This window comes from Parendozoicomonas callyspongiae (genome assembly GCF_023502345.1).
Classification (GTDB): Bacteria; Pseudomonadota; Gammaproteobacteria; order Pseudomonadales; family Endozoicomonadaceae; genus Sansalvadorimonas; species Sansalvadorimonas callyspongiae.
The window spans coordinates 75,901-100,894 of the sequence record NZ_JAMFLX010000012.1 but is presented as its reverse complement, the minus strand read 5'-3'; the positions used below and the strand labels follow the sequence as shown (position 1 = coordinate 100,894).

At 49.9% G+C, this 24,994-nt stretch carries 19 protein-coding genes and 1 pseudogene; 11 read left to right on the top strand and 9 right to left on the bottom strand.

Annotation, left to right across the window (positions count from 1 at the left end):
* Positions 1-101: 101 nt before the first annotated feature.
* Positions 102-866, top strand: coding sequence for an enoyl-CoA hydratase (locus M3P05_RS10570; protein WP_249699565.1), 765 nt, complete (start codon positions 102-104; stop codon positions 864-866).
* 53 nt (positions 867-919) lie between these two features.
* On the opposite strand, the gene M3P05_RS10565 is transcribed toward M3P05_RS10570, so the two are convergent.
* Positions 920-1,129 carry a hypothetical protein gene (locus M3P05_RS10565; RefSeq protein WP_249699563.1) on the bottom strand — a complete coding sequence of 70 codons (210 nt, stop codon included), beginning with the start codon at positions 1,127-1,129 and terminating at the stop codon, positions 920-922.
* 250 nt (positions 1,130-1,379) lie between these two features.
* Here M3P05_RS10565 and M3P05_RS10560 point away from each other — a divergent pair, with 250 nt between their 5' ends.
* From M3P05_RS10560 to M3P05_RS10540, 5 genes are all read left to right on the top strand, one after another.
* On the top strand, positions 1,380-1,934 hold the full coding sequence (locus tag M3P05_RS10560) for a TetR/AcrR family transcriptional regulator (protein WP_249699561.1): 555 nt from the start codon (positions 1,380-1,382) through the stop codon (positions 1,932-1,934).
* A gap of 50 nt (positions 1,935-1,984) precedes the next feature.
* Positions 1,985-2,992: a nucleoid-associated protein gene (locus tag M3P05_RS10555; RefSeq protein WP_249699560.1), complete on the top strand. Its 1,008-nt coding sequence runs from the start codon at positions 1,985-1,987 to the stop codon at positions 2,990-2,992.
* Between the two features lie 61 nt (positions 2,993-3,053).
* Positions 3,054-3,704, top strand: a complete 651-nt coding sequence (locus M3P05_RS10550; RefSeq protein ID WP_249699558.1) for a cytochrome b/b6 domain-containing protein — start codon at positions 3,054-3,056, stop codon at positions 3,702-3,704.
* 83 nt (positions 3,705-3,787) lie between these two features.
* Positions 3,788-5,776, top strand: coding sequence for a hypothetical protein (locus M3P05_RS10545; protein WP_249699557.1), 1,989 nt, complete (start codon positions 3,788-3,790; stop codon positions 5,774-5,776).
* A 15-nt stretch (positions 5,777-5,791) separates the two neighbouring features.
* On the top strand, positions 5,792-6,181 hold the full coding sequence (locus tag M3P05_RS10540) for a hypothetical protein (RefSeq protein WP_249699555.1): 390 nt from the start codon (positions 5,792-5,794) through the stop codon (positions 6,179-6,181).
* 24 nt (positions 6,182-6,205) lie between these two features.
* On the opposite strand, the gene M3P05_RS10535 is transcribed toward M3P05_RS10540, so the two are convergent.
* Both M3P05_RS10535 and M3P05_RS10530 read right to left on the bottom strand, forming a co-directional pair.
* Complete coding sequence (locus M3P05_RS10535; RefSeq protein ID WP_249699554.1) at positions 6,206-6,685, bottom strand: c-type cytochrome; 480 nt, start codon at positions 6,683-6,685, stop codon at positions 6,206-6,208.
* Between the two features lie 85 nt (positions 6,686-6,770).
* Positions 6,771-7,244 (bottom strand): avidin/streptavidin family protein, encoded by a 474-nt coding sequence (locus tag M3P05_RS10530; RefSeq protein ID WP_249699553.1) that lies wholly within the window; start codon positions 7,242-7,244, stop codon positions 6,771-6,773.
* Between the two features lie 151 nt (positions 7,245-7,395).
* Here M3P05_RS10530 and M3P05_RS10525 point away from each other — a divergent pair.
* Positions 7,396-7,818, top strand: a pseudogene (locus M3P05_RS10525) (histone deacetylase family protein); the annotation flags it as partial.
* Between the two features lie 28 nt (positions 7,819-7,846).
* On the opposite strand, the gene M3P05_RS10520 reads toward M3P05_RS10525, so the two are convergent.
* Together M3P05_RS10520 and ychF are read right to left on the bottom strand one after the other, a co-directional pair.
* Complete coding sequence (locus M3P05_RS10520) at positions 7,847-9,457, bottom strand: CyaA/EF/ExoY family adenylyl cyclase toxin (RefSeq protein ID WP_249699551.1); 1,611 nt, start codon at positions 9,455-9,457, stop codon at positions 7,847-7,849.
* Between the two features lie 121 nt (positions 9,458-9,578).
* Positions 9,579-10,670, bottom strand: a complete 1,092-nt coding sequence (gene ychF, locus M3P05_RS10515) for a redox-regulated ATPase YchF (RefSeq protein ID WP_249699550.1) — start codon at positions 10,668-10,670, stop codon at positions 9,579-9,581.
* Positions 10,671-10,797: 127 nt separating this feature from the next.
* Between ychF and M3P05_RS10510 the strand changes: the two genes are divergently transcribed.
* On the top strand, positions 10,798-11,808 hold the full coding sequence (locus M3P05_RS10510; RefSeq protein ID WP_249699549.1) for a hypothetical protein: 1,011 nt from the start codon (positions 10,798-10,800) through the stop codon (positions 11,806-11,808).
* An 83-nt stretch (positions 11,809-11,891) separates the two neighbouring features.
* Here M3P05_RS10510 and M3P05_RS10505 read toward each other — a convergent pair whose 3' ends face one another.
* Both M3P05_RS10505 and M3P05_RS10500 read right to left on the bottom strand, forming a co-directional pair.
* Positions 11,892-11,990, bottom strand: coding sequence for a MetS family NSS transporter small subunit (locus M3P05_RS10505; RefSeq protein ID WP_249699548.1), 99 nt, complete (start codon positions 11,988-11,990; stop codon positions 11,892-11,894).
* Positions 11,991-11,993: 3 nt separating this feature from the next.
* Positions 11,994-13,487, bottom strand: coding sequence for a sodium-dependent transporter (locus M3P05_RS10500; RefSeq protein WP_249699547.1), 1,494 nt, complete (start codon positions 13,485-13,487; stop codon positions 11,994-11,996).
* 372 nt (positions 13,488-13,859) lie between these two features.
* On the opposite strand from M3P05_RS10500, the gene M3P05_RS10495 reads away from it, so the two are divergent.
* Together M3P05_RS10495 and focA are read left to right on the top strand one after the other, a co-directional pair.
* Positions 13,860-15,437 (top strand): DUF3500 domain-containing protein, encoded by a 1,578-nt coding sequence (locus tag M3P05_RS10495; RefSeq protein ID WP_249699545.1) that lies wholly within the window; start codon positions 13,860-13,862, stop codon positions 15,435-15,437.
* 165 nt (positions 15,438-15,602) lie between these two features.
* Positions 15,603-16,454, top strand: a complete 852-nt coding sequence (gene focA / locus M3P05_RS10490; protein WP_249699543.1) for a formate transporter FocA — start codon at positions 15,603-15,605, stop codon at positions 16,452-16,454.
* Between the two features lie 164 nt (positions 16,455-16,618).
* Here focA and pth read toward each other — a convergent pair whose 3' ends face one another.
* Together pth and M3P05_RS10480 are read right to left on the bottom strand one after the other, a co-directional pair.
* Entirely contained in the window at positions 16,619-17,218 is a 600-nt protein-coding gene (gene pth, locus M3P05_RS10485; RefSeq protein WP_249699542.1) for an aminoacyl-tRNA hydrolase, read from the bottom strand.
* A gap of 35 nt (positions 17,219-17,253) precedes the next feature.
* Positions 17,254-17,865: a 50S ribosomal protein L25/general stress protein Ctc gene (locus M3P05_RS10480; protein WP_249699540.1), complete on the bottom strand. Its 612-nt coding sequence runs from the start codon at positions 17,863-17,865 to the stop codon at positions 17,254-17,256.
* Between the two features lie 496 nt (positions 17,866-18,361).
* On the opposite strand from M3P05_RS10480, the gene M3P05_RS10475 reads away from it, so the two are divergent.
* The gene (locus M3P05_RS10475; RefSeq protein WP_249699538.1) at positions 18,362-24,871 is read left to right on the top strand and encodes an AAA family ATPase; all 6,510 of its coding nucleotides are present in this window, start codon (positions 18,362-18,364) and stop codon (positions 24,869-24,871) included.
* Positions 24,872-24,994 lie beyond the last annotated feature (123 nt).

Below are 24,994 nucleotides of genomic sequence, written 5' to 3'. Positions count from 1 at the left end.
ACTTTTGGGCGGGAAGTCTAGTCACAGCCATGCAATAATCCCGTTAAAGAAAAGTCGTGCCTCTGCAATAAAACAATGACAAATGTAACGAGGAAGTCACCATGTCCAACGCAATACGGGTCAAGCATCTTGATAACATCCTGATTCTGGCCATTGAGCGCCCGGAGCGGAAGAATGCCCTCACCCATGAAATGTATGATTTTCTGGCCCACCAAATAGGTGAAGCTGAAAAGAATCCCGAGGTCAGGGTTTTATTGCTAACGGGAACTGCTGAATGTTTTACCAGTGGTAATGATGTGGGGGACTTTCTCAAGTCGCCACCTACTGGTGACAGTACACCGGTGTGCCGGTTTATGAACGCCCTGATGGATTGCCCCAAGCCAGTTATCGCATCTATCAATGGAGCTGCTGTCGGTATTGGTACCACCCTGCTGCTTCACTGCGATATGGTTTTTGCCGGCCCTGACACCAAACTTCAGACACCTTTTACCCGCCTTGGCCTTTGCCCGGAGTATGCCTCCAGCATAACTATGCCTGCCCTTCTTGGTCACCAGAAAGCCTTTGAAATGTTGATTGCCGGAGATGTTATGACGGCTGATCAGGCCCTGGCGTATGGGCTGGTGAATGTTGTCAGCAATAATCATCAGGAAAAGGCTCTGGATAAAGCCAGGCAGATTGCCAAGCTTCCTCCAGCGTCCGTACGCCTGGGTAAGTCCATGCTTCGCCAGGGGGAACGGGATATTCTCAAGCACCGAATTTCAGAAGAGATTCAGGCATTTTCAGAGAGGCTTGGTTCACCGGAGGCCAAAGAAGCCTTCCAGGCATTTATGGAGAAAAGAAAGCCTGATTTCAGCCGGTTTGAGTAGAGTTTGCATTCGGGAAATGAGTGATGGCAAACTGAGTAAAGACTGGTTGTTCTTTACTCAGTTTCTTCAAACCATTTTTTCAGATATTCCCGAACATTGCGGGATTCAATAAGGAAGTCAGGCGTAACCGGAAGTTTTTTCACCCGAATATTGGTATCCATATTTTCCAGTCGTCGAATATCAATATTTATGTTGTGACTCTTAATAAACTCAATCATGGCCATGGCAGGCCCATTGAGAATGTGCTGATACTCATGGCGCATAATGGAATCTCCTTTCCTGCTGAAGTTATCGACATGAAAGGGAGATAAATGACCCCAGGGGCTGTTGGTGTTTCATCATAGAGCTCAGCATTTTCTAGTGCTTTCAGGGGTAGGCGCGACGTCGAAGGAATGCTGATTGCCTTTCAAGACGTTGCAACGCAGCCCTGAAAGCACTAGGGAATGCCCATAGGGTGACAACTGAGCCTATGGTGAAACGCCAACAGCCCCTTAAACCACGGACAGGTTTACCATGGGAAGATCAACCGGCTTTGACCGGTCTGATGTACTGGAGAGAGCAATGGATCTGTTCTGGCGTAATGGTTTCAGCGAAACCTCACTGCGTCAGCTGGAAGAAGCCACGGGACTGAATCCTGGCAGTATCTATTACCACTTTCACAACAAAAGTCAGATGTTTCAGGCGGTGTTGATTCATTACATCGAGAACCGCCTGTTATCCCGCCTGGCTTTTTATATGAATCGCCATGCTCCTCTTGAAAGCCTGCGCCTGTTCTTCACCACCAGCTACCGGCAGGAGGATGTGAAAAACTATCGCTGTGGCTGTCTGCTGGTTCTGGCATTAACTGAAAGCCACCGAAACACACTTGCTCCAATTCTGAAAGAAGCCCTTGGCAGAGTTGAACAAGGGTTCTCCATGGCTCTTGAGGCAGGGGGCTGTGACCCATCCACCTCAAGAATGCTGCTGGATAGTTATATTGCTCTTCAGCTTTCCGGACACCTGCTCAGCAGCCGCAAAAACCTGGATCAGTACGTGAAAGAGATATTTGCCAGACTGGCAACAACTTAATCTTTATGAGAGGTATAATTCCTCTTTTTTCCGACTGGCTTTTCTTTGAAATGAGCATTAACAATCTGATCGTTCACCGGATCGAGCGCCGCCCTGATGCTGAGAGTTCCGAACTGCGCACCCGCGCCACTCCTCTGGACAGTAACAATACCAGCGAAGCGTTTCTTGAAGATCTGATTGCTGCTTACAATAAGAAAGGCGACAAAGGTCATGGTTCATTCGGAGGAGAAGCGACAGAGTTTCGCTCCCAGCTGGAAGATTACCTCGAAGAACGCCTGTCGTTTACAGATTTCAGCCTAACGGTTGCAGAAGGCCTGAAGTCCAAACTGGATGAAGCCGGTATGTTTCCCGGTGGCTTTATTCTAGTCGCCCATTACACCAGCGGCCTGACCAGTTACCTGCTGGTTGGTACTCTTCCTCCAGCAACCAGCACGACGGTGACCGAACAACTTGAGCTGTCTGACACAACTTATCTTGATCTGGCCCGCCTGAGTCTTGCGGCCCGTATCAACCTGACCGAATGGCAGGGCCATCAAAACAGTGCCCGTTATATCTCCTGGATCAAACCCCGCGCAGGTCGCAGGTTAAGTGACTGTCTGACCACCTTTCTGGGGTGTGAAGAAAACGGCGATACCAAAAACGACACCAAACAACTGATGAGTGCAGTATCCGACTACTGCAAAACTATTGACGAAGATGGCACCAAAAATACCGTTAAGAAAAAGGTATTTGAGTATTGCGACAACCAGTTGCAGGAATATAACGCTATCTCTCTGGATGAGCTTTCAGCCCATATCAGCGAAGAATCTCCCGACAGCTTTGCCCGGTTTGTGAATACACGTGATTATGATGTCAGCCCGGATATTCAGCCAAGCCGCAGTCAGCTGAAAAAGCTGGTTCGCTATTCCGGTCGTGATAAAGGTATCAATATTGCATTTGACTCCGATGTTCTTGGCACCCGGATTCAGTATGACCGGGAGCGTGACACTATCACCATTGTCGGAATACCTGATTCCCTGAAGAAGCAGCTTGAAGAAGAGGCTGCCTCCGTGAGCTAATATCCTTAGCCTGTCCTGTTTTCTGATCAGGACAGGCTTTTACCATGATCAGGATTAGCAGATGGATAATAAAAGAATAATTCGCGTCTGGGATCTTCCAACACGCCTGTTTCACTGGCTGCTGGTTCTCTGTTTTGCCGGTCTCTGGTACACAGGTAAAGATGGAGATATGGAGCGCCATTTTATCCTTGGCTTTACCATGGTGGGGTTAATACTGTTCCGGATAGGATGGGGCTTTGCAGGCGGCCACTTCAGCCGGTTCAAGGCTCTTCAGTTGTCCCCCTCCCACGTTCTTGGCTACCTCCGCAAAGGACTGAACACTGACTATCCAGGCCATAACCCTCTGGGAAGCTGGGCAGTTGTTGCTCTGCTTACCAGCCTTTCTGTTCAAGTTGGGACCGGGCTGTTTGCCAATGACAGCATTTTGACAGAAGGCCCTTTGGTGCGTTTTGTCAGCGGCTCCACCAGCGACTGGCTGACAACCGTTCACTCCTTTAATTTTGATATTCTCCTCGGACTGATTGGACTGCATATTGCCGCAGTACTGTTTCACTCCCTGATTAAGCGGGAAGATCTGATACAGGGCATGATAACAGGCAAACGCAAGGTCAGTTCACGCTATCCTCAGCCAGACTCAGGCCCATGGGAAATATTCACAACTCTGATTTTATTCGCCACCATGGTTATTTCGTGGCTGACTGATCTGATTTAGAGCCTGTTCATAGACCACTTATATCAACAGAACCTGACAGTTGCCGATAACATCTAGCGTCAAGCTCCAGCAGGATAGTTATCGTGTCGACGCCAGTTGGTGGAGGTGGAGGGGTTCGCCCCTTACAACCCGTCACTCAGCAACCACCGGCTCAACAGCAGCAGGTTGGAAACAAACCCCAGGCGCCTCAGTCGCAGACTCCGGCGCGAGCTGGCTCGGCGCTTAATAATGTCAACAACTTCAGCAGCCAGCCTGTCACAACAGATCTGGAACAACTTCAGCAATGGCTGAATGGACTGAAGAACAAAGACCAGCCTGCTCCACAGCAAGCTTTTCAAGAGGCTGGTGGCAGACCCCAAGGGTCGGTACCAGAGCCCAAACCATTACCATCACCTGCTCAACCAACCCAGCCATCCGCGCCACCACAACAGATTCAGACAGAAAACAGAGCCGATCAAACAAGCCATACCGAAGTAGAGTCAAAACCAGACACTGATAAACCACCTCCTCCCGAGTTACCCAAAGAGCTGGATAGTACCCAGAAAAAACGGTTACATACCGGTATTAAGAAACTGGCTGACAAAGTTGGCATTAAGGAAGCCGATTTTGCCCGTTTGGCCCATGCCAAAGCCTCTGGAAATGACGCTTACTACAACTTCCAGCTGGGTAAACTGGATATTCCCCCGACCAGTGCCAAAGGGCGATTACTGGAAGCAGGTCTTGAGAAACTTTTTTCTGCCATCAAAGCTCCAGGGGAAGCCATTGCTGATCAGGTTTCAAAGCTGGTTGTGATTGATGATGTCAGCAGGCTAGCGAAGGCAGCTAATATTGCTCCTAGCCTAGCGGTGGACTTGGGAGCATTAACTTACAATGAGCAAGATCGCTTCGTGGAGCTGGCACAGGCAACCGGGGTTCCAAAAGAGAAAGCTATCAAACTACTGGATGGTTTTGAAAAGCTGGGAGAACAGTACGATTTGGATGCCAGAGAGCTTGATGAGAGTCTTGGCAATGCCTCAGCTGTCGTTAATGCAAGCCTCAGTCAAGCTATGAAAAAGGAGGCTGGCAAACTGGGGCTACCTCTTGAGGTATTTAATGACCTGGCAAATGCTGTGCTGGTAAAAGACACAGCTAAATTTATAGAAATTGGTGCACGTGGCGGCCTCAGCCGGGGCAAAATACAAGCGCTACTTCCGCAGATTACTCGTGGAGTAGCCACTCTTCGAGCCAAACCGGCTTTCACTGGTGAGAAGATCCTGCGTCACACCAGAGACACCATGGTACAGCGGCAACTTGAAGGAGCTGGTAGAAACTTCGGTCTCAGTGGTGAGCAGTCTCTCCAATTGGTTGCTGCATTGGTTGACGGCGGGTTGTCAGGCTATGTTGATCAGGCCAAAGAGTTTGGTCTGGAGAGAAATTCTCAGGACCTTCTCAATATGTTCGAGTCTGTTGAGGCTCAACATGGTAAGGGAGCATTAAGCCTTTCTACAAACAATATCGACTCAATTGTTAGCCAGCGCAAAATGATGAAGGAACTTGGTCTTCAAACTACACCTATTCAATGGCGCACGACCAAGCCAGCCCCAGAACCTGGCAGAGGGCCATTTGGACCAATTGGTGAGATTGGGTCAATTTTTGAGGAAATGGGGAACAGCAATCCCGAAACTGTTTCTAACTCGGCCCTGAATGCAGCTAGAAATCAAAACGAAGTACGATATGTTCTCTTGACCGACAAAGTTCAGGAGCTCGATGGACAGATAGACAAGTTACGGAAGATCATTTCTCCAATGTTTATGCTGCAAGGCAGCCAATTCAAGCAGAAGCTGAATAACCTGGTCAGACTAAGAGACGATGTTGTTGGTCAAATGAAGAAAATTGAACAGGCGGGGTTTAAGCCTGCCCCAGAACGGGTTCAAGAAATCAAAAACGCTCAGAAAATTAACGATTTAAAAGAAAAGGTTGGCAAAATGGAAAACCTTGCGAAAACAAACCCTCTGTCCGCTGTTTTATTCAAACCTCAAATTAGTGTATTAAAAACCTCTATTCAGGATCTGAAACAATCCCCTAGAGCATAATTGGAGCAATCGACAATGGCCGCAGATATTGGTCGCTCAGCAATACACGTTTATAAACACTATAAAAAACACTATGACGATATCAATTCACTGCTTGATATGTCCGGCTTAACTGCATCAACCAACAACCCAGAAACAAACACATTCCTGCCTGATGACCTTTTGGGACTCGTTGCCAAAACTGAGCAGAGCCTGGAACAGCTGAAAGCGCACATTGGTGATGTGGATGATCTGGCAACAATAAATCCAACAGAGTTCAAAAATAAAAAACCGGGCTTCTGCAAGGCACTGGTCAGTTACCAGAAAGACCTTGATCACCTCTTTGCAGCCATTCAAAACATCCGTTCAAAAGCCCCCAAGCCAAAGAGAAAACCAGGCCGAAAGGCCAGAACCAAGAAATTCTGACCTGAGTAACCTCAACAGCTAATACTATTTGTTTTTGAATTTTTTGTGGCATGCACTACAGCTATCTGCAGCATCTTTAAAAGCAGGTTTGATATCGCTCAAGTTCCCGCTGGCAGCAGCAATTTTCAACGTCTCTGATTTTTTTGCCAGATCATCCATCAGCTTATTAAATTCGGCCTTATTCTCCCAAATTTCCGGCTTGGCTTTGGAATCTGAAGTCAGGTGTTTCCCTTTAAAACCTTCATAGGCCCAGCGGGTGACAGTAGCAAGTCTTTCAACATCAGTCTGAAACTGCTTGGCATCAAAGGGCTGCTTGCCTTTAACCATTGCCCCCATTTCACCAAAGTAGGTTCCTACCAGAGCCATATGAGCCTTGCGAAGATAAACGGCATCGTCATCCTTGGCAAACTCTACGGCCTGAACAGTTGCTGAAGCCAGAGCAGTGAAAATAAACGCAGAAAGAGTTCGGCAGAGTTTGGTATTACTAGCAGGCAGAAGTTTCATTGATAATCCCATCAGGTTTTTATTAGGTTTTATTGCTCTCAGGATCGAATGAGATATTATCACACACGACCTGAGAGACCGCAGTTTATTTAACGCGTTGATAATAGTCTGCTACCAGAATCTGGGAATTCCAGTTTTCTGTCCCGTTATATTGCACCAGTGCCTGTGTTTTGATTTTCTCTTTACCATCTTCACCCGTCATCAAAATTCCTGTCTGACCAATCGTTACAGGTGAACCACACCCCTCCAGCGTCATGCTGATGGAAAGTGCATTATCATTAGTAAAACCAATAACCGGGGCACCATAACCAATGCAGGTTTTCGTTTTTACGACAGCCGTCGTAAATGTACCGATAATTCTGTTACCTTCCGGCACAACTTCAAGGGTTGAACCGCGCTGGTTGTTCCATAAACCGGTAAAGTTATAGCCTTCTCCTGCAGCCAGAGATACCTGTGATAGAAGAAAAATAGCAGCTCCAAAGACTGCCAATCCCGCAGTAACTGGCCCAGTTCGTCCCATAAGATGTTCTCTAACTTTAAGATTCATTTCAGCAACCAACCGTCATTTCCTGGCCAGTAACTGTAGACAAATTTTGAAGAATTGCTGGCTGGTTTTTTGCTTTTCACTGCCTCCGGTTAATACATACCCGCCATCTGCAGCCGTATAATGCTTCCTCAAAGAATGATTCCAATGAAATCACGGTAATGGGACCCAGGATATCTTTTATAACCGCTCCGATGTATTGACAGTATCACTCCATGGTGACCCACAAACGGAGTTCCCGTTCTTCCTTGGCTACAAGGACGAACATGGTGAGCGAGAAGGTGAAGGGTTCAATATCAACTGCCCGCTGCCTGGCGGCACCAGTTATGCTGAGTGGAAAGACAATCTGTTAACAGCCTTCAAAAAAATTCAGGACTTCCAGCCCGACTTTCTGGTGGTTTCGCTGGGCGTTGATACTTTTGAAGAAAACCCAATATCAAAGTTCCTGTTTAAAACAAACGATTATCGGGACTTGGGGCAAACTATTGCGCTACTTAACCTTCCGACAGTCTTCGTTATGGAAGGCGGGTTCGATATTGGGCCGATTGGGCAAAATGTTTTTAATGTAATCAGCGGGTTCGATTCTTAGAATCTTTAAAGGTCGCTCAAATGCCTTTCTATAAATCGGAAGAATCCGGGGGAAGGCTTGAGCGCCGCTCAAAGAAATCAACCTTCTTATCAAAGTTCTCCTTAACCACACCGGTCATTTTGCCCCACAGAGGGTTTGATTCAACCTTGATGCCTGCGTCCCGCATGGTTCGGAACAGTTTTTCCAGTTCATCGTAGGTTTTAATTAATAATGGTGATTTCTGATAGATTCCCATTTTCCCCTGCATCGATTTGGGAATCATAACCGTGGCCGGAAGATTGGCATCCATATCCGTGACCGGATTGTTGATATCCGTACCGTGGTGCACCATATTCTTCCCCTCTCCTCGATCATACTCAGCATTCATGGCATCAATAAGTTTGAGAGTTCGCTTGGAATAGATTCCGAGTTCTGAATCAGCTGCCTGCAACCTGTCTGAACTTCCGAGATCTACCTGATCAAAGGGTGAGAAGTTAAACAACAGATCAAAGTCTGCTGTTTTTGGGATAACCATAAGCTCTTCTCTCTGGTCACCAGTGCCGGAAAAAATATCCCACTTTCCATCCGGCCTTAACTGGGCTTCAAAGGTTTGATCTTTTCCCCCATTGGGGTGCGACTGAAAAGTGAGCGCGCTGGTGTACCCTTCTGAAGGGTTAATTCTTACAGCTCCATGAAGAATGCCCATTCCTGTCAGTTCATCCATTCGTTTCTGGGATAAGGCCAGATGTTCAACTGTAGCGTGCCCCTCACGGACTGATGCTTCATTTTTGGTATTGTACTTTTCAATTGCAGCTGCTCTTTCTGCTGGGTCTTTAATGGCAGCAACTTTACTGAACTTCTGATCAAAGGGGATAAAGCCAGCCATTGGCCCCCAATTGGAACTCTTACCCTTGATATTCAAGCCTTTTGATTCTGCACCTTCCTCTATTAAAGTTTTACAGATCAGCTCTACCGGACGAATGGCAACGATAATACCCAGTTCATCAGCAACCTTCTGGGTCTTCTCAAGATAACTGCGGGGGATCCCCTGATTTTCATAGTTAGCCACCTTATCCATTCCCATCAACACATGATCAGACAGCTTGGGTGTTTTACCGTTTGCCGAGAGAAAGGCTTTGGCTGTTTTGAGCTTTTTGGCGACTGAGCCAAGCCTTCTTCTTTTGGGTTTGGTGACTTTTTCCTGCTCGGTGGGGGCTGTAGATTTCAGCTCCCGCCCCTCTCCGGCAAGAAATATATTGTCTTTACCGGAAGTACTGGACCGATCAATCATTGAATCATCAACAGAGTACCTTGCAGGCCCTAACAGCTGTGCTGGCGTGGGTTCAGTCAGAGATACAGGAAGACTCTGGGATCGAGCTAATTTGACAGGATCACCCGAGGTTTTTTGTTTCAGAACTCCCGGACCGGAAAAAGCGTCCACATCAACTTTTCTGGCAGATAACAGCTTTACCTGTGGTTCATTTTTATGCTGGGAAGATAACTTGCCAAGAGCGGAAAATACGGAGGAACGTGGTTGAGTAATCTGTACACGGCGGCCATGGCTCTTTCCTGCGGGAAGATCTTTTTCGACTTCGGGAGAAGAGGGAATAACTCCGCCAATTCTCTTCTGCCCTATTAATACTCCGCCGTCTCCACTCATTCCTGAGAAGCCTTATTCTTTCCGTGATGCCGTTAGTTAAATATAGAGGGAAAGAAGACAGCCGAAAATCTTAAGGAATTATGAGGCAGCCCTGAACAGGACTGCCTGGTAAGGTTTACGATTAAACGTTAAAACGGAAGTGCATCACATCGCCATCCTGAACGATGTATTCCTTACCTTCCAAACGCAGACGGCCAGCTTCCTTGGCGCCCTGTTCACCGTTGTGCTGAACAAAATCGTCGTAGCTGGTCACTTCCGCACGGATAAAGCCACGCATAAAGTCAGTATGAATAACACCTGCAGCCTGAGGAGCTGTGGCACCAATCTTAACAGTCCAGGCACGAACTTCCTTAACGCCGGCGGTGAAGTAAGTCTGCAGATTCAGAAGCTCATAACCGGCACGGATAACGCGATCCAGGCCAGGCTCTTCCATGCCCAGGTCAGCCAGGAACTCACCCTTTTCTTCATCATCCAGCTCAGCGATTTCCGCTTCCAGCTTGTTGCAAACTGGAACAACCACAGCACCCTCGGCTGAAGCCAGCTCACGCACCTTCTCCAGGTACTCGTTATCTTCAAAACCGTCTTCGTCAACGTTGGCGATATACATGGTGGGCTTGGAGGTCAGCAGGAACAGCTGCTTCATCAGATCCTTCTCGGCATCATTCAGCTCCAGGGCACGGGCCGGGCGGCCTTCTTCCAGTGCAGGGATGATTTTTTCCAGAAGTGCTACCTGAGCCTTGGCTTCCTTGTCACCACTTTTGGCGACACGTACAACACGCTTGAGCTGCTTTTCACAGCTATCCAGATCAGCCAGCGCCAGTTCGGTATTGATGATTTCAATATCGGAAATCGGATCAATACGGTTGGCAACGTGGATCACGTTTTCGTTTTCGAAGCAGCGAACAACGTGAGCAATCGCGTCGGTTTCACGAATATTGGCCAGGAACTGGTTACCCAGACCTTCGCCCTTGGAAGCACCTTCCACCAGACCGGCAATATCCACAAATTCCATAGTGGTCGGCAGAACCCGCTCGGGGCTTACAATAGCGGCCAGCTTGTCCAGACGGGGGTCAGGCATTGGCACGATACCGGAGTTCGGCTCGATGGTGCAGAACGGAAAGTTCTCCGCATCAATGCCTGCCTTGGTCAGAGCATTGAACAGAGTAGACTTGCCCACGTTCGGCAGGCCGACGATACCGCATTTAAAACCCATGATGAGATCCTGTCAGAAAATCGAAAAAGCAAAACGATGCATTATACCGAAGGGGAAATAAACTAGGCAAAAAAGTCACTTGTCCTAGACTAATTCTATTGAGAACAGGATACGGAGCTGCATGCCAATGGAAGGCAATAAAGGCATACATTCAGGGAGTGGTGCAGGGGTTTCACCAAACAAACCGCCATCATCTCCGGCAAAACCCAGAGGTAAATCCGGCCCCAATACCGTAAGTCATGCGAAAGGCAAAAAGAATATATCTTCGTCTAAAAGCCCTGCACATCCACATTCAAAGGATCTTCATAAAAGAACTCACTCTCATGAGCTTGATTTTGAGTCAAGCTATGATCGGATCGATAAAAGTCGTGACCCCGAAGAAATGGAAACACTTTACTTGGGTGTAATACGACGCTCTCCTTCACAGAAACAACTTGCAGCTCTAAAAGAACTGATGATATGGAAAACAGCAGATCTGGTTGCCGAAAAATATCAAACAGCACTTGAGCGAAAAGGAGAGCTTCAAAAGGATTATGATCAACACTGCTCTCTCAATGCCTGCAGAAAAAAAGAAAAGTACTTTAAAACGGCTGCAGGCAAGTTCGCACAATTTGTGGATGCTGAGTCAATTCATACATGCCTGATACATAAAATTAACGAAAAACTAGCCGTTGGGGATATTGAATACACACTTGAGCAAGCTATGACAGTTGCACGAGAGGGAGCACTAGACCTCGACTTATTCTTGGCTGCCAGTAATGATTACCACCTTTTTGAAAACCTTCTGGCAGCCCGTTCCAGTGAAGGTGCCAGACCAGAAGATGTTACAAATCAAAGGGTTTACGCCCAATTGCAGGCGAAAGCAACCGCTGATGTTGCACTGAACCTGTTTAGCAGTCTCCAGGTGCAATATGGCGATACCATGAGCTTAAACGAGTGCGCAATGCTGATTAGCAAGAGTGATCATGAGATTCTTAGTATGTTGGAGAACGAGCACAGCCAGTGTGTTATTGACACGTTAGGGTTTGATCCCCACACAGACAGAGATCGTCTTGTTCATTATGTTGACCCAAATGTGCTCCGTAAGGAGCTTGCGCTTTATATCGATCTACATCAGGAATACGTGCAGGCAGGGTAAATGAGTTAATACCTTAATACTCACAATAAAGGCGCAGTTTACTCCCCCAGCAAACTGCGCCTTTATTGGCTAAATATCAGCCTTTAGCTTTTTCTTTCCATAGCCTTACGGATACAGAGAGCGGCTCCTCCCCAGGTCACCCCAAGGCCGAAAACCATCATGGCAATTGCAGATATAGTCATGACTTACACCTCAGCGCTAGCAGTTGCAGGAACAGAGAAACCGGAACCACGGGTCATAGCAACGGAGATCAGCAGCAGAACAGCCAGCAGACCCCAGCCACAAATCAGGATGGCGTTATCGCTGTAGCCACCGTAGTTCTCAGTCAGGGCAGTGATGATGTTGTTGCCGACCAGAACCGCCAGGAAGGTGCTGCAGATAAAGCGGATACTGTTTTCCCACCAGCTTCCGATAGTGAAATCGGAGCGAACGTTGGCGTAGTCACGCAGCTCAACAGGCTTGAGCAACCAGCCGATAACAGCCAGCTCAACGAAGCAGCTACCCAGAATAGCGATGTTGTTAATGAAATAGTCGACAACGTCCAGCAGCAACAGGCCACCATTGGTAGCAAACAGCAGGGAAATGGCCGCGCCACCACCACAAACTACGGATGCAGTCTTCTTACGGCTCCAGCCGGAACGATCCATAATCGCAGATGCGATGGCTTCCATGATAGAGATATGGGAGCTGACACCAGCTACTACCAGGGCACCGAAGAACAGTGGACCCAGCAGCCATGGCAGAGGCAGCAGGTTAATTGCAGTAGGAATGGTAACAAATGCCAGACCAACACCGCCGCTAACAACTTCCTGGATAGGCTTACCCTGTTCGGCAGCCATGTAACCCAGTACCGCAAAGATCATCACACCGGCCAGCATGGAGAAGCCACAATTGATCAGTACAGTCATAAAGGCATTGTTGTTGATATCAGACTTTTCTGGCAAGTAACTGGAGTAAGCGATCATGATCGCGAAACCAACACTGATACTGAAGAAGATCTGACCGAAGGCAGCAGACCATACTTTCGGGTTGGTCAGTGCGCTGAAGTCAGGTTCGAACAGCCAGTGAACACCATCAACTGCTCCAGGCAGGAACAGTACACGCAGAGTCAGGCCAACAACCATGATGAACAGAACCGGCATCATGATCTTGCCGAAACGCTCAATACCGCCTTTAACACCAGTGAACAGCGCCAGGAAGCTAATGGCCCAGGCAATCATCACCGGAATAACAATATGGCTCTGAAGAGAACCCAGGTTCAGAGGGCTGTTTTCTCCAAGCTGCAGGTATTCAGAGAAGAAATAGGCGTTGGCATCGGTGCCCCAGCCCTGGCTGAAGGACAGCCCGAAATAAGAAATAGCCCAGCCAATAACTGCGACATAGTAAACAGCAATGACACTGGCAATCATAACCTGGAACCAGCCAAGAATTTCCAGTTTGGGCATCAGTGCTGCCAGAGTGCGCGGTGCAGAACCACGGTGTTTATGTCCCAGGGTGAATTCCAGGATCATGAAAGGAATACCGGCGGCCAGCATGGCAAACAGGTAAGGTACGAGGAAGGCACCGCCGCCGTTCTCGTAAGCCATATAAGGGAATCGCCAGATGTTGCCCAGCCCGATGGCTGAACCGACTGCTGCAAGGATAAATCCTGCGCGTGAACCCCATTGCTCTCGTTTCATTGCAACTCCAAGTATGCGTATGACTACAAACAAGTTTTTTTAGATTTTGACCATGAATACACGCCGCCATATCAATGGCAGAAGCGTTGACTGATTCATGGCTGTAGAGCCGCAATTTCGTTGTGCGAGAGAGCATCTTATAAACAGCAGGGGTGGCGCTTGGATATAAGAGGCGGCAAGGCAAATGGGTGGTATGCCAAGTGTCGCCATTGTGGAAAAAAATGCTTCTAAAAACAACTCGGTATATACGTTATTGGCATAGCAGAACGAACTTTATTTGCTCCTGTGCCCACTAAATATTCATAACCACTAAGAACCGCACACTTTTCAGCCGATACATCTTCTACGCTGAATTGTCCTTGGTACCACCTTATGCTGGCGAAAACTCTTATCTTCACGCTGCTTCTAACGTCCCTTCCTTTATTGTCAGCTGCAGATAATCGAATAGACGACCTGAATCGGGAAATTGACCGACAGGAGCAGACCCATTGGCAGGAACAGATGAATTTGAAGTTCAACCAGCTGAAAAATCATTTCACAGGCAATGAACTGAAGCAGATGGAGGAGTCAGGAACAGGCATAGAGCTGACCAGGTTGTCTCCAGATCAAAGCTCAGGTCTTCATAACCTGCTTGCCACAGCCCTGACGCCTTTAGGCTATCTACGCGCCACCTCATTGATTGGCCTTCAGGGGGTTCATCGGGAAATGGGAAAAGCCGGAGATCCGGGTTTCCTCCAGATCAACCAGATGGATGGTATGCAGGAGCTGGTTCTGATGAGCTCAACTTTTTCCATCACTCTTAAGCAAGAGGGTGATACTTGGGCAGTTACATCCTTTTATATGGGACACTGGCCTCGTCAGATCAGTGAAGCACCTCAGCCCGATTTGTCTCGCCCGGAAATTCACTATCCCTATACGCGCTGGAATGAATCTGTTGGTATCAGCCCTCTCGGGCAAACAGCCCGTCTGGCGATTCGGGTCATCAACGAGCTTCCCTCTGTATTAAAGAAGAAGGCCTGTTTGAACGTTTCACGTTCTGATATGAATTGCCCGCTCAAATCCATAAATATGAATAGCTCAGAAGGCATAACTCTTGATGATCTTACTGCTCAGGGGCGTCATCTGGTAAAAATGCTGATTCTGCAGTTACGCGGCCATCTGGACTTTACAGAAACATCTGATCTTGCCGGTATCAGGCTTTCCTGGGCTGGAGATTTACCTCTTCTCTATCACACCGGTCACAACAAAGATCTCCTGGTCAACCTGATGACTGTTACCGGCAAGTGGCAAATCATCATGACCGGCACCAATCCATCAGAAAGCCTGGACATGCTGCCTGAGAATGCCCTGATGGTTCGTTTTATTAATGACTCCATGGCAGATATGACAGTTGAGACTCTGCCCAGAATTGCTCCCATTGCTCCTGAACCCTCCATAGTCAGCAATAACAGGCTTGGCATGAACACTATGAAAGGAGAGCTAACAGAAAATCAGGATAATCAGATAACAGACGTTACCCTGGCGGGTACCGATGATGCTGACAGCATGATAGCAATGGATGACGATAGCGACATTATCTGGCTGAAAGACCCCGCTTTTTTAAGTGACCTGGCTCTCTCTATCGGCTATCTGGGTGACAGAATCTCAACCCGAGCTCCATTTATACCTGTCGTTCGGGTCAAGAAGGATGGGCGCGCTCATAAGAATATCCGGGTTTCAATAACGCTGCAGGAGAAAGGCAGCGATCCCTGGCTGGAAAACCTGCCACTGGTGTTCCATCCGGAAAGCCAGGATTACCGCGCGACAGTGCATTTACCTGCGACCATATTCGGTGAGCAGCTGATGATAAAGTTCAGCGTTCATGAACCCGGAACCCGCTTCGAAGGCCTCTACGATTACACCGTTAAAGTGGGGACAAGAGACATCATTCCTGCGCCGCCCAACTTTTGATTATTTATTTGAAAACAGATATGTCGCTTTTTTCTAGTTATAGTACGTATTTGTTTGAATCTATAACCACCTTAAAGTTCAGAGATTAATTAAATAAAACTCCTTAGTTGCCTGATGGCACTCCTGTCGAATACCACAAACCTGAAACACTAGCGCATTACCATTATGACTGATCAAGCTTTGGAACACGGGGCCCGCACCCCTTATGCAATGGCAGAACTCGGCGAGACTATCGCACTGGGTAAAGCCAATAAGGCTCCTGCCAAAACCCTGGCACTGGCAATTATGGCTGGCATGATGATCGCCCTTGCCGGCGTGTTCTACACAACAGTATCTGCAGGTGCTGGTGTGCTGCCTTATGGTATCGCCAAACTTATTGGCGGCATCTCTTTCAGTGTTGGCCTGATGATGGTTGTACTGTGTGGTGGAGACCTCTTTACCAGCAGCACACTGATCACCATCCCTGCTGCAAACGGTAAAGTTGGTATGGGCAAAATGCTCAAGAACTGGGGCATTGTTTATCTGGGCAACCTGATTGGTTCCCTGCTGATGGTTGCCATGATTCTCTACACAGATCAGTGGCATGGTGGTCACGGTTCTATTGGCTACACAGCGCTGAAAATCGCCAATGGCAAAATGGGCCACTCTTTTGGCCAGGCTCTGGTGCTCGGTATCCTGTGTAACATCATGGTATGTATTGCCGTATGGATGAGCTACAGTGCCCGCACCGCAAGCGGTAAAATGATGGCTATGGTCCTGCCTGTTGCCATGTTTATCGCCTCTGGCTTTGAGCACTCCATTGCCAACATGTACCTGATGCCTATCGGCCTGGCTATCAAGAGCGTTGCAGATGCTGGATTCTGGATGGAAATTGGCAAAACTGCTGCAGATTTCTCCAACATCAACTTCTCCAACATGCTGTTTATGAACCTGATCCCTGTGACCATTGGCAACATCATCGGCGGTGGTATTCTGATCGGTCTGTTTAACTGGGGCGTTTTCCTCAAGAAGGACTGATCACAGATTATTTTCCAGGCAGGCTTCTTGGCCTGCCTTTACTTCCTTTCCCCCTTCTCTGCTGTCTCCCTTTCCAAACGTATTCATCACGCACAGCCAAACATGCCCATGACAATCGTCATAGCATTCCTGATGTAGAATAAAGGTAAAGAATGAGATCCTAATCAGGCCTTAAAGGTATGAAGTTCCTGCACTGCCTTGGCCCATGAACCATTCATGGCTTCCGGCATAACACGTACAGCCTCATCAATCGCTTCACGAATCTTGCGATCTTCTTCTCGGGAAGGTTTGTTAAGCACGTAGCCAACAACCTTGCTGCTGTCGCCAGGGTGACCAATACCCAGACGCAGTCGATGGAAGTTCTTGTGATTACCCAGGCTGCTGATGATATCCCGCAAACCATTATGGCCACCGTGACCACCACCCTGCTTTAGGCGTGCGGTTCCCACAGGAATATCCAGCTCATCATGAGCAACAAGAATCTGTTCGGGGGAGATGCGGTAAAAGTTGGAGATTGCCGATACCGCCTGACCACTGCGATTCATAAATGTGGTCGGAAAGAGGAGGCGGACATCCCTGCCATGCAGGGATACCCTGGCGGTCAGCCCGTGGAATTTCTTCTCGGGCTGAAGAGTGGCACCGCAGGTTCGGGCCAGCTCTTCGATAAACCAGACACCGGCATTATGGCGGGTATCATCGTATTCACGGCCGGGGTTACCCAGACCAACGATCAAGTCAATGGAAGCGTTTGCTGCCTTCGTCACGATACCCTCAGTACCTTAATGCCGTCCGTCTAACTTTATTCTTCGCCTTCAGCTTCTTCAGCTTCTTCACCACCGCGAGCAGCAGCGATGCTTACTACTGGCAGGTCGTGCTCTTCTCCGTGAGCCAGCTTAACCAGGGTCACACCGGCAGGTACAACCAGGTCAGACAGGTGCAGGGAAGCGCCCAGTTCAACAGCAGCCATGTCAACTTCAATGAACTCAGGCAGGTCAGCTGGCAAGCAGCGAACTTCAACTTCGTTCAGGTTGTGAGCGACAGCGCCACCTGCCTTAACACCAACAGAAGTTTCTTCGTTGATGAAGTGCAGAGGTACAGTGGTGGTTACTTCGTGAGTAGCGTCAACACGCAGGAAGTCCATGTGCATGGCGTGACCCTTGGCAGGATGACGCTGAATGTCTTTCAGGATAGCCTGCTGAGCCTTACCCTCAACGCTCAGAGTAACGATAGAGGAGTAGAACGCTTCAGCCTCCAGGACCTTACGAACAGCTTTGCCATCCAGAGTGATCTGGACAGGAGCTTCTTCACCACCGTAGATGATGCCAGGTACCAGGTCAGCGTGGCGCAGGCGGCGGCTCGCACCTTTCCCTACGTCTTTACGCGCTTCAACGTTCAGAGCAAATTCGGACATAATAGTCTCCAAAAAATATAACGGATCAGACCGCGACCAGACTGATCCAACAGCTGTGAGCAACCACAAAAATCATAGTCGCTCACTTGAAACCATGAAAACCCGGATTAAATCCAAACCTTCATGAAAAAAGCAAGCGGCGTATGATACCGGCTCAGCACTGTTTTGCCAAACATCCCAAGACTATTTCGCCCCTCGGGTCGCAGGGGTTTTCCGCTACCCGAGCAGGTAAATCCACCATCCCAGATTGTCTACGATGAAAAATCAGGGTACCTAAAATAGTGTGCAGATAAAGAACCAAAAAATCCGCAGCTCCAGTCACATAGCTGGACAACCTGTTTGTTGGCCAGAAATATAGCTTACACATGGCCGACTACTTATGATTATGCACATCAAACAAAACCATTCCCACCCTGTGCCGATAACACCGACAAGTTGATTAATATTTTTTAACCTTATGGATGTTCCTCCCGGTCCAAATCGCTCGAAAAGCCCTTTGTCAGATTTTCAGAACAAAGAAGAGCCGGTTAGCAGTCAAAAAACCCATCAGGACGGAAAGCGTAAGGCTGTTAAACACCAGTCGGAGCCCGCTCTCAAGCGCTTAGCCCTTGAGTCTCAGGAAGGTCACCCCAGTCAGCACTTTTCTGAGGATGCTGTTTTTTTTATTGAGGACGATACCCAGCGGCAGCAAGTACTGGAAAATTGCCGACAAATGAACCATGGCCCGGTCATTACCCTGCGCTCTCCTGCAGACCTTGAGCACCATAATCTGTTGCACACGATCACCTGTGATGAGAAAGGGGTCTGTCATCAAACTGCCGGTCGACTTTTCAGTGAGCAGCCCCTCACCCTGGTACTGGATTTAACCCTTATGTCTCCCGGCCAGATCGCCAGCCTGAATGATCTTCTGGAACGACCTAAGCGGCTGGGAAAGCAGGTGCGTCTGGTCGCACTGGTCAGCCCGGCAATGCTTGAGCCCGGTCCCGACAAGCCGGGGCCGGACTGTTGGCGACGCCTTCAGGCCTTTCCGGCACTGTTTCCCGCCGAAGTGTTCTCAAAGTCCCTGGCAGACAGGGCTGTGCCCGTTAAAAGCAATGATGCGCTGTTACAGGAACGGGTACAGAAACATGCTCTGGCCGAACAGCAGGCACCGCTTCAGGCTCTCCCTGAAGTTATTGACTTTGCTGACAGGGACGCCTGGCGAACCCGGTTATTTGGCGGATTGGCCCTGAATGACCGGGGCAAGCTCTATTTCAAGGCAGGCCAACTGCACGGGCTGGAGGAACATCAAGCTGTCATCCTGCAGGATGCGCCCTGGGATAATCCGGATTTTACTGCCGCACTGGCCACAACGCTGCGTGAAGGTGGCTTTGAGGCCAATGGTGCCTGGGTTTCGCTGCCGGACTCGCTGCGCTGGTTTCGACAGGACACCGATCCTGAAGCCTTGGAATCACTCAGGCAACAGTTTGCACAAAAAGGTACAGCGAAGGGCGCAGACCTTTATCCGACGGTGTACCTGAATGCCGCCTCGCTGGAAGATGCCCTGCGTGATACGCAAATACACAAAGGAATCATTCACAGTGCCGACACTCTGGAGCAACTGCTCTCAGGTGCCGGGACACTCTGCCTCACACAACCACTGAATAACACCCAGTGGCTGCGGCTGTTACGGCGCCTGGAACGTCTGAAGCAGCCTCCTCGCCTGATTGACCTTACTCAGAACAACCAGGGGTTCGAGCCAGCGCTTCAGCCAGACCGCCGGTGTCAGAGATATCGCCACGAAACTGTAGCGCTGGCACAGCTGGACGAAACCCATAAAACCTGTCGGGTCACCGCGCAAACCCAATGGGAGAGTCTGTGGCAGGACACCCAGCTGGTCAGTCAGAATAAGATGTTTTTTGAGACCCGGGATACCCCGCTGCTAACGGCTCTGAAACAGGGAAAGCCCATCGCCTTCCACGGTCTGGAAACAGCTCCGGAGCTGATGGCGAAACTGGAAAGCCTGCTGGCTCAACCCCCTTACCTGTTGGTTAATGGCCAGAAAATACAGTTACCCCATGCCAAGGTGACCTTTCTCTGGCCGGAGCAGGCAACACCGCCTGCATCCCCTCTGTGGCAACACGCCCTGCAACAGGCACCAGTCCCCTGCTCTGCAGATAACCCGTGCCCGTGGATGATGGTACTGGACAACCTTCCATTCCCCACCAGAAAGAGTTACCCGGCGAAACTGCCCTGGCAGGGGCAGGACTTTGATACCCTGCTGTACCGCCAGGTTGAGCAGGAAAGGATTGAGGATGGCGCACAACAGGTGTTGCCTGTTCATCATCGAAAAGCTCTGCATACCCTGCTGGCAAAGGCTTACCGGGGCGATAACGAGGTGTATGGCTATTTGAAATACCAGATCAGGCAGCATCATCCGGATGATCCCCCACAAACCGCCGCCGATCGGAATGCCCTGCAACAGTGGCTTGACCAGCACCCAAGGATAAGTCGCCGGGTGCTGGAGCAGCACTTCTGGTCCCTGGCGCGCTATTGCCCGGTTTCGGCTTTTTCGCAGCTCTTACCAAATGGTTTTAATACACCTGACGAGTCCGCACTGGATCAGCTGGCCCGTTATCTGGTTGGGGCCGCAGAACCGCAGCAGCGCAAGGCTCTGGCGCAGTCTTTAGGAGTGGCACCGGAGGTAACTTCGTCACTTCAGTATTACCGGGGTACCCGGCGCACCCGGCTCAGGGATGCCCTGTTGGCAGCGGGTTTCCAACGCAAAGGCTCTGAGGCTGTCAGCGAGCAGGTGCGCTCGTTGGATCAACGTATCGATCAGATAATCAGGCAGAATGAGGATCAACAGCAGGCGATTGACAAGACAAAAGAGGCATTAGGGGACTACTTCCCGAAAGACTTGCTTCAGGATGACTTCAGTGACTTGGCCGAGGCTCTGGTACAGGGCTCCCGGGGGCAACGTCATCGTCAGCAACGACGTATGCGGCGCCTGACCGAACGGGTACGACGGCATCCGCTGGTTTTTCTGCAGGGTGAGGCTGGTGCCGGTAAGAGCCATATGGCCCGGGCGGTAGCCGAACAGCTGAGGCAGGCTCCCGATCAGAACTCCCCGCCATCGCAAGTCCTCAGCCTGGGGCCGGAAACCTCGGCAGAGCAGCTATTCGGGCAGGCCGTCATTGAAGATATCCGCGATGATGCCACAACGACTTTTAAGCCGGGTCCCATCCTGCGCTGGGCCATGAGCGGGAATCCGCCGTTGCTGGTACTGGATGAAGCCAATCTGGCCAGAGAGGGTGTGCTGGCACCCCTGGCGGGATTGATGGAAACCCCGCCCCGGATCAGCTATCAGGGAAAGGACTACGTGCTCAGTGACCGGCACCGGGTCATCCTGACGGGCAACCCGGTGCATTATAGTGGCCGACACATGGACAGCACCCTCAAAAAACACCTGCTGACCCTGTATTACCGGCCACTGGACCAGGACATGCTGGCTGAGTTTATTATTCGGCCCGCTCTTCCCGCTCACTGGCCCGATGGACTCAAAGACCGGGGCGTTCAGACCATACTCAGTCTCTATCGCCAGTACGGAAAGTTATTGCCCGATGCCCTGTCGCCGAGAGATTTGCAGGATGTGTTATGCCGCATCAGCCAGACGTTGCGTCATCACCAGCAAGCCCCTGAGGGGGAAGAACCGATGGAAACCGATGCTGTTCTGAGTCCTGAGTCACTTCACCAGGTCGTCTTTGATGCTTTTTCCGGCAGCCTGGCGGGGCGCATCCCGGCAGACAACCGTGAACGCCTTCATGCCCTTGAGCATTGGTACACCGCTCACTTTCCCTGTGATAAAAGCCTGACACAAAGCAAACAAAGTGCGTTTCAGTCTTTTCTTGAACAGCTGCGCAACAACAATCCCGACGTCGATCTCCACAGCGCCCCGGTGGTTCAGCTGGTGCAACACTACTGGCAGTTTCTGGACCAGCAGCGGGATCAACCCCGGGGGCGTCGCAGTCTGCTGGTTGAAGGACCCGCCGGATGGGGCAAGGACCTCATCCTCAAGCGTGTTTTAACGCTTTGGGAGCAGCAATCACTGGCTCCGGCACCGTTTGTCCATATTAATGCCAACCCCGACCAATGGGACGCCCTGAAAGAAACCACCCAAACCGCTATGGCACAGGGGCAAAAACTGGTCATCAGTGAATTAAACCTGCTGCCCAGCCGCTTTCTGGAGGGGTTATTTAACGAGGTACTGACCAGTAGCACGGCACACCCGGAGTTTGTTCTGATCGCTACCGTAAACCCCGCCTCTTTCGGAGGCAGGGAAACCCTGTCCACCGCCCTGAAAAGCCGCTGTACCGAAGTTCAGCTGACGCCGTTGTCGGAGCCTGACCTGCGGGGAATGCTGGTGCGCCGCACCGAGAATGATTCGCTGCCAGGCTGGTTATCCATTCGCTACCAGAGCCTGCTGGAATCGCTCAGGCTACAACATGCGCCGATCCAGCTAAGCCTTGATGACCTGTTCAGGGCGGCGGATATACTGAACCAGACGCCAAAGAATGACTGGCCTCAGGCTTTTAAAACCACCTTTGGTCTGGCCCTGCAATCGGTTGGGCTGACCATGGAGGCGCTGGAACAACGCCTTGCCGAATCCACAGTTGCCATGGACGACGGTCGCAATGAACGCAGCGAACGGCTTTCCCGGCACCTGAACACTGAGCAGCCTGAGCCGCTGACCATACGGCTGCTGACACCGGACGCTAACCCGGCATGGTATGCTGACCGCCTTACTCTGCATCTGCCTGATATTTCTGATGAGGTTGAATTGCTGGATATGGCGCGCTCTATCCTGGCCTTTTTCCAGCAGCCTGAAACAGAATCCATTATATCCGGGCCGCTGGGGGGCAACATCACCACCCATAAGCATTATGAGATCCGGAAATTCTTTGCTGGCAATCAGTTCGCTACAAACGATTACCGGCTCTCACTCAGACAGTTAGTCATGCAGGACGATCAGTTGCGGGAAGTCACCCTGTCCTGTGACCATGGGGAAGTCGAAAGCATTCAGTCTCCGGGATGGCCGAAGACCCGGCTCAGGCTGACCGGAATGCAGCAGCTGGGCGGTGGATACTTTGTGTTGAAACAGAGCCGCTGGACTCCATTGCCAGGGCTCAGCGCTGTAGATCAGCTACTGCATCTACGGTGCACCCCTTCACAGCCACTGGGGACTGCCCGGCACAAAGAAACAGGACAGCTGCTGGTGAGGCTGGCGGATAACGCTTCGGTTCAATCTGCCAGAATGCATCTGGCGTTTATTATTGAGCCTGACCAGGACTACTTTGCCCCTTTACAGGGCGGGGAGCCGATAGAAACTGTCGATGCACTGCTTCCCCCTCAGGTACGAGAACGACTGGATAAAGAGCTGTTCAGCCTGAATGGCAGAGTCCATCCTGCTTTTTGCGAGCTTCAGGACATAAAAGATATACCGGACAAGGCCTCTCAACTTAATGCCCTGGCGCAATGGTGTAAGACGTTCAGAGCTGACCATGACGTACCAGGTGAGGGATTGAACCTGCTGCTCAACCTGATGCGGGAAAAACAGGGGGTATGCCGTCATCGCTCTCAGGTGTTTCAGGTTTTGAGCCAGTACTTTGGGGTTCCGGCCCGAATGGTAAGCAATGTTGCGCACCGATATGTCGAGTTCAGTCCTGATAGAGGCTGTCACTGGCGAAAGATTGATCTGGGGGGTGGTGGTGAATCTTCTTCGAATGAACGCTCGCAGCACCACCCTGTAAACATAGTTTTGTCGGAAAGGGTGGAGTTAACCGCCAGAACTGGACATTTTGCTGGCAAATCGGTTGATACAACCATTCATCGCCTGTTTCAGAAGGGGCAGGAGCAACAGGAATACTCAGAGCTGGTCGATTTTTTAAAAAATAAGCCTCCCACTAATGTTTTTCATGAAGTTTATTATTTCGCCGTTAAGCAAGATTCCAGGGTAAGCACCCTGAACCCGCCCTGGCTGGATATTCTGACGCACTGGCACCGCCAAACCCTGGCAGAAAGCAGCGCGGACAAACAGGCTGAGATGCAGAAGCGACTAGGCAAGGGAGCTCTTAATGTCATGGCTGCTTTTTACTATCACTGGCTTTTAGGGGAGATACCGGATTCGAAGTACGTCGAAACCCTGAAGCAGTATCTGCCCCTGGTTCAGCAGGGTATAGTCCCAACCGGCGCTGCACTCCAGATACTTGAAAGCCTGGCTGACCATAAGATTCAGGAAGCGGAGCAATTACTCGAAGCACATTATCAACAGTTGACCCAATCGCAGATCTGGCCTGCTGCCCTGAAGCAGGAGCTGATGAAGGAGCGGTTAAAGCCACTCCCAGACCTGGGTGGGCACTCCCCAACCCTGGCCAGAGCATTACAACGAACGGATATAGACACGCAATGGAGCCGTGTAGCGACGGGAGCACCTCCCAGTCTGGAGCGAATGGTCAGAAAACAACCTTCCTTCCCCCTGTCCCGAAAAACGTCATTGATGCGGCCTGTCTATTTTGTGCTTTCAGAGAAGCTGATGCTCATGAGAATACCTGGTCATCTTGAAAGTGAGTTATCTCGTTTGGAGCAAGAAGCTACTAGAGGTTTATTTTTCAACTGGTTGCTCGAGCAAGACGCAACAGTTGAGTGGCGTACACTGCTTAACAACATAAGGGTAACTAACAGCGCCCAATGCCTGACTGATGGCTGCTACCCATCAGTCAGATTATTGGATGATGAGGCCAAAGCCTTTTTGCCTATAGATACATGTACTAATTATTCGAATGTCGCAATATGCACTGATGACCTGAACCCTCTCCGTATAAAGAAAGCCTTTAACGACCCAGAGGCTCTGGTGCTTGATGTCGATTTTCTGGCCACCTGTTTTAAGGAGTTCCTCGATACTATGGATACCAGCCAGCTCAAGACATTTGTCAGAGCCCTCCAGACAGGCGCAGGTAATTACGACTAACAGGGGGTAATTGAAACATCTACATACAGTTTCCGTTCAGATATGGTCTTGTAATAGAGAATACATAATTCTCTTTCGCTTACTTTTGGCAGCTCTTGGCATTTGGCACATAGCTTTTGAAAA